This is a genomic window from Mesorhizobium sp. M7A.F.Ca.US.005.03.2.1 (assembly GCF_003997795.1).
Taxonomy (GTDB): domain Bacteria; phylum Pseudomonadota; class Alphaproteobacteria; order Rhizobiales; family Rhizobiaceae; genus Mesorhizobium; species Mesorhizobium ciceri.
In genome coordinates this window covers 1-6,240 of record NZ_RZRP01000351.1, presented here as the reverse complement: position 1 = coordinate 6,240, position 6,240 = coordinate 1, and the positions used below count along the sequence as shown (strand labels likewise).

General features: G+C 64.4%; 4 protein-coding genes and 1 pseudogene. 3 read left to right on the top strand and 2 right to left on the bottom strand.

The window, feature by feature from the left end; all coding sequences use genetic code 11:
• From EN991_RS19610 to betB, 3 genes are all read left to right on the top strand, one after another.
• Positions 1–597, top strand: a 597-nt coding sequence (locus tag EN991_RS19610; RefSeq protein ID WP_245461014.1) for a pyridoxal-phosphate dependent enzyme, incomplete at its 5' end; no start/stop codon positions are given.
• Positions 590–2,242, top strand: a complete 1,653-nt coding sequence (betA, locus tag EN991_RS19605) for a choline dehydrogenase (protein WP_063171723.1) — start codon at positions 590–592, stop codon at positions 2,240–2,242. The genes EN991_RS19610 and betA, both read left to right, overlap by 8 nt.
• A 57-nt stretch (positions 2,243–2,299) precedes the next feature.
• Positions 2,300–3,763, top strand: a complete 1,464-nt coding sequence (gene betB / locus EN991_RS19600) for a betaine-aldehyde dehydrogenase (protein WP_013532682.1) — start codon at positions 2,300–2,302, stop codon at positions 3,761–3,763.
• A 9-nt stretch (positions 3,764–3,772) separates the two neighbouring features.
• Here betB and EN991_RS19595 read toward each other — a convergent pair whose 3' ends face one another.
• Positions 3,773–6,013, bottom strand: coding sequence for a mannose-1-phosphate guanylyltransferase/mannose-6-phosphate isomerase (locus EN991_RS19595; RefSeq protein WP_127369347.1), 2,241 nt, complete (start codon positions 6,011–6,013; stop codon positions 3,773–3,775).
• Positions 6,014–6,024: 11 nt separating this feature from the next.
• Positions 6,025–6,240: pseudogene (locus EN991_RS19590) on the bottom strand (phosphomannomutase/phosphoglucomutase); the annotation flags it as partial.

Below are 6,240 nucleotides of genomic sequence, written 5' to 3'. Positions count from 1 at the left end.
GATCACCCCGCCGCCACCGACCGAGCAGAACAAGAGGTCGGCGCTGGCACCTTTGGCTTCGAGTTGGGCAAGCGCGTCGAGGCCGGCGCCCGCCTGGCCGGCCTCGAAGCGCTTGACCAACTCGAAGCCAAAGGTGCCAGCGCCGACCTCTTGTTCTGCTCGGTCGGTGGCGGCGGGTTGATCGGCGGCGTTTCGCTTGCCTTCCATTATCTGTCGCCAGCGACAGAGATCATCGGCGTCGAGCCGGAAGGTTTCAATGGCATGGGCTCGTCGCTGGCGCATGGCGCTATCGAGACGATGCCGATCGGGCCGAAATCGATCTGCGACGGGTTGATGTCACGACGGCCGGGCGATGCTCCGTTTGCCGCGGTCAAGACGGCGGGTGTTCACGGCATCACCGTCGACGACCAATCGGTGCGGCGCGCCATGCGGATCGCCTTCGAGCGCATGAAGCTGGTGCTCGAACCGTCGGGGGCGGCGTCGATCGCGGCATTGCTCGGCGGCAAGGTGGATGTGAAGGACAAGACCGTCCTTGTTGTGGCTACCGGCGGCAATGTCTCGCTCGCCGATTTCATGGCGCATATGAACCATGCTTGAAGCGGATTTCGTCATCATCGGCTCCGGCTCGGCCGGCTCGGCCATGGCCTATCGCCTGTCGGAAGACGGCAAGCATTCGGTCATCGTCATCGAATTCGGCGGCAGCGATATCGGGCCGCTGATCCAGATGCCGTCGGCGCTGTCGATCCCGCTCAACATGAGCCTGTACGACTGGGGCTTTGCCAGCGAGCCGGAGCCGCATCTCGGCGGCCGTGTGCTGGCGACACCGCGCGGCAAGGTTATCGGCGGCTCGTCCTCGATCAACGGCATGGTCTATGTGCGCGGCCACGCCCGCGACTTCGACCATTGGGCCGAAGAGGGTGCGGCCGGCTGGGGCTTCGCCGACGTGCTCCCCTATTTCAAGCGCATGGAGGATTCGGATGGCGGCGAGGATGGCTGGCGCGGGCACGGCGGGCCGCTGCATGTGCAGCGCGGCTCGCGTAAAAATCCGCTCTATGGCGCCTTCGTCGAGGCTGGCCGCCAGGCCGGGTTCGAACTGACGGAGGACTATAACGGTTCCAAGCAGGAAGGTTTTGGGCCGATGGAGCAGACCATCAGCGGCGGCCGCCGATGGTCGGCGGCATCAGCCTATCTGAAGCCGGCGCTGAAGCGCAAAAACGTCAGTCTGGTCAAGGGCTTTGCGCGGCGGGTGATCATCGAGAATCAGCGCGCCATCGGCGTCGAGATCGAAGCTCACAAACAGATTCAGGTCGTTAAGGCGCGACGTGAGGTAATCGTCGCCGCATCGTCGATCAATTCGCCCAAGATCCTGATGCTGTCCGGCATCGGTCCGGCCGAGCATCTGCGCGAAAACGGCATTCCGGTGGTGGCCGACAGGCCCGGCGTCGGCCGCAACCTGCAGGACCATATGGAGCTCTACATCCAGCAGGAATCATTGCTGCCGATCACGCTCAATTCGGTGCTGAATCCGTTCTCGAAAGCGCTCATCGGGGCGCAGTGGCTGTTCCTCAAGACCGGGCTTGGCGCCACCAACCATTTCGAAGCGGCGGCCTTCGTGCGCTCACGTGCCGGCGTCGACTACCCCGACATCCAGTACCATTTCATCCCCGCGGCAGTCCGCTATGACGGCAAGGCGGCGGCCAAGTCGCACGGCTTCCAGGCGCATGTCGGACCGATGCGCTCGAAGTCGCGGGGGTCGGTGACGCTGCGCTCGCCGGACCCGAAATCGAAACCGATGATCCACTTCAACTACATGTCGCATCCAGACGACTGGGCGGAGTTCCGCCACTGCATCCGGCTGACGCGCGAGATCTTCGGCCAGTCGGCGTTCGATCCCTATCGAGGCAAGGAGATATCGCCGGGCAGCCACGTGCAGTCGGACGACGATCTCGACATCTTCATCCGGGATCACGCCGAGAGCGCCTACCATCCTTGCGGCACCTGCAAGATGGGCCGCGCCGACGACGTGATGAGCGTCGTCGATCCGGAGTGCCGGGTCATCGGCGTCGAAGGATTGCGGGTCGCCGATTCCTCGATCTTCCCGCGCGTCACCAACGGCAATCTCAATGCGCCGTCGATCATGACCGGCGAGAAGGCATCCGATCACATCCTTGGCCGCACGCCGCTGGCGCCGTCCAACCAGGAACCATGGATCAATCCGCGCTGGCAGGCGTCGGACAGATAGAGCATGATCGTGTGACTGCACGATCCGCATGCCGCGAAAGACAATCTGGAGACTTCCATGCGCGCTCAGCCCACGGCATCGCACTATGTCAACGGACGCTACATCGAGGACGAAGGCGGCGCCCCGCTGCCGGTCATCTATCCGGCAACCGGCGAGACCATCGCCATGCTGCGTTCGGCAACGCCGAACGTGCTGGAACTCGCCGTCGAGGCCGCGCGGGCGGCGCAGCCCGCCTGGGCGCGGCTGAAGCCGGTCGAGCGCGGGCGCATCCTGCGCCGCGCCGCCGACATATTGCGCGCCCGCAACGCCGACCTCGCTCGCATCGAGACGCTGGACACCGGCAAGGCGATCCAGGAAACGTTGGTGGCGGATGCGCCCTCGGCTGCGGACTGCCTTGAATATTTCGGCGGTGCCGTTGCCGCCTACAACGGCGAGTCGGTCGATCTCGGCGGACCCTTCGCCTACACAAGGCGCGAAGCGCTCGGCGTCTGTGTCGGCATCGGCGCATGGAACTACCCGATCCAGATCGCCGGCTGGAAATCGGCACCGGCGCTCGCCATGGGCAATGCCATGGTGTTCAAGCCGTCGGAAAACACGCCGCTGTCGGCGCTGGCACTGGCCGAGATCTACAGCGAAGCGGGGCTACCCGACGGCTTGTTCAACGTTGTGCAGGGCTATGGCGATGTCGGCGCCGGGCTTGTCGGCCACGATGTCGTCGCCAAGGTCTCGGTGACCGGTTCGGTGCCGACCGGCCGCAAGGTGCTGTCGCTTGCCGGCTCGAAGATGAAGCACGCGACGATGGAACTCGGGGGCAAGTCGCCGCTGATCGTGTTCGACGATGCCGACATCGAGAACGCCATTGGCGGCGCCATGCTCGGCAATTTCTATTCGACCGGACAGATCTGCTCCAACGGCACGCGCGTCTTCGTGCAGAGCGGCATCCACGACCGCTTTGTCGACCGTCTGATAGAGCGGACCAAGAAAATCCGCATCGGCGACCCGCTCGATCCCGAAACCCAGATGGGACCGCTGGTCTCCAAGGCGCAGCACGACAAGGTGGCCGGCTATATCGAGATCGGCAAGCAGGATGGAGCGACGCTTGCTTGCGGCGGCAATGTGCCTTCGCTGCAGGGCTTTCAGGGCGGCTTCTTCGTCGAGCCGACGGTGTTCACCGGCGTGACCGATGGCATGCGCATCGCCCGTGAAGAAATTTTCGGACCAGTGATGAGCGTGTTGAAATTCGACGGCGAGGACGAGGTGATCGACCGCGCCAACGACACCGAATTCGGCCTCGCTGCCGGCGTCTTCACGCGCGACCTGCCGCGCGCCCACCGCGTCATCGCCGAACTGCAGGCCGGCACCTGCTGGATCAACGCGTATAATCTGACGCCGGTGGAAATCCCGTTCGGCGGCTTCAAACAGTCAGGCATCGGGCGTGAGAATTCACTGGCCGCACTGGCGCTCTATTCGCAGCTGAAGTCGATCTATGTCGAGACGGGTGACGTGGCGAGCCCGTACTGATCCAGCCCTCTACGCCTTCAGGTCGGCCGTGCTGTCCAGATATTGCGTCAGCGCACAGACCAGATGATAGAAGATGCTGGCTGGCACATCGGTCGCCAGCGAGCGGCCGCGTTCGTCGATGCGGTCGATCCACAGTCCGAGCGGCGCCGGGTCAATGTGCCAGCGGAACAACCGGCCGACGCGCGCTTCGATCTCGGGCTTGAGATCGGGCCCGCCCGAACCATCCAGCGCGATCGCCGCCTTCACCGCTTCGGCCTGCGGCCAGCTGCGCGATATCAGGTCGAGCGGCAGGCCCTGTCGCGAGACGGCGCCATAGGCAAGGCCGGTGGCGCGGTTGAGGCCATTGGCGATGGCCGAGGCGTAGAGTTTCCTGGCAAAGCCGCTCAACTCGGCCTGGCCGCTGCGCCCAGCGAAATCGACCAGCAAAGAGGCCCATTCGAAATGGTGGCCAGGCTCGGTCCACGAGCCTTTCTCGCGGGCGGATGGTTTCCATTCGGCATCGAAATACTCGCCAAGCGTCCAGCTTTCCGGATCGAAGAAATGACTGCGGAAGAGGTCGATGATACGCGCTGCGCGGCGCAGATGGGCGCGCTCGCCGGTCGCCTGGTGCCAGGCGAGGAAGGCCTCAAGCAGGTGCATATGCGGGTTGGAGCGGCGCTCGCCTTTGCCATCCGATGTCTCAAGGAAGCCGGTCATGCGGCTGTCTTCGAGATGCGCATCGAGAAAGGCGAAGGTTTCCTCGCCGAGGCGCAAAGCGTCGGGATTGCCAGACATATGCGCATGCGCCAGTGCCAGGAGCACGCAGGAATGATCGTAGGCATCCTCGGTGGCGTCGGCAACCGAACCGTCAACATTCAGCGTCCGAACCCAGCCGCCCTTGTCGGTGCGGCCCTTGCCGGCCATGAAGGCGATGCCGTGGCTGATCAGCCGGTCGGCCGGACCGTCCCAGCCGCGCGCCCGGGCAACGGCGAAGGCATAGACCTGCCTCGCCGTGGTGCGCATGCGCTTGGGCTTCATCAACGGCGAAGCGTCCAGGCCAAGCGCTTCGTGAAAGCCGCCATGGCGTTCGTCGACGCCCGATGTCGACCACAGCGGCAAGGTCTCCTGAAACAGCCAGTGATGCACGCGCCGCCGCCAGGCGCCGCTTTCGATGACGCGGTCATGCGCCGGCGTGAACCTGGTTTCCAGGCGACCCGATTTTTCGAGCTGCTCGACGATCTTCTTGACGTGTTGGCTGTGGCTGACCGGAGCGACGAAGGTGGCATCCGATGTCGAAACGATGGCGATGTCCTTCATGCCGATCGCCGACAGCAGGCGGCCGTCACTGCGAATGTAGGAATTCTCGCAATCGATGGCGACGACGTCGCCGATGATGACATTGCCCCGGTCGTCGGCGGGGCCGACATCGAGCAGCGACTGCCATGAGCCGAGATCGTTCCAGCGGAAGCCGGCCGGCACCATCGCGATGTCTTTTGCCCGCTCCATGATGGCGTAGTCGATCGAGTTCGACGGAATGGCGGCGTAGAGTTCTAGCGGCATGTAAAGGCCGGACAAATCCGATGTCGCTGCCTTGTAGGCTGCTTCGGTGGCCTGCCAGATATCCGGCTGGAACGCTATGAAGGCATCACGCATGGCGCTGGCGCGAAAAAGGAAGATACCGGTGTTCCAGTAGAAATTTCCGGCCTTGAGATAGCTTTGCGCAGTCGCAAGATCCGGCTTTTCGACGAAGCGCGACACGTCGAAGATGCCGCCGCTTTCGGCCGCAACCTCGATATAGCCGTAGCCGGTCTCGGGCTGTGTCGGCCTGATGCCGAACACCACCAGCCGGCCGCTACGCGCTGCCTCGGTGCCGGCTTCGACGCTCTGCCAGAACTGGCGCGGGGTCGATATCTCATGGTCCGACGGCACCACCAGCACCAGGCTGTCGCCGAACTCGGACAGTGTGCGCAGTGTCGCCAGTGCGACAGCGGCGGCTGTGTTGCGCCCGGTCGGCTCGAACAGCGGCCCGCCGCCGGCGAGGTCGAGGCCGGCAAGATCGGCGTGAACGCGACCGGCATGGCGCTCCGCGGCAATCAGGAAGATCGGCGTTTCGCCTTCCGGCCGGGCCGTCAGCCGGCGCAAGGTCTTGGCCAGCATCGAGCCGTCGCCGGACAGATCGTGGAACTGCTTGGGATTGTCCTCGCGCGACAGCGGCCACAACCGCGAGCCGACGCCGCCGCTCATGACAAAACTGACAATCCTCTCGGTCATTCAACTGCCATTCAAAAAGTCTGGTTGTAGGCGCCCACCTCGGGGCTGCGGCGCAGCACGGCGTCGACAGCCTCGAACATCTCCCGTCGACGCTGCGACGACACCGGGCTTTCGACGACCACGACCAGTTCCGGCTTGTTCGACGAGGCGCGCACCAGTCCCCAGGTGCCGTCTTCGGCGACAACGCGCGCACCGTTGACGGTGATGAGGTCGGCGATCTTCTGGCC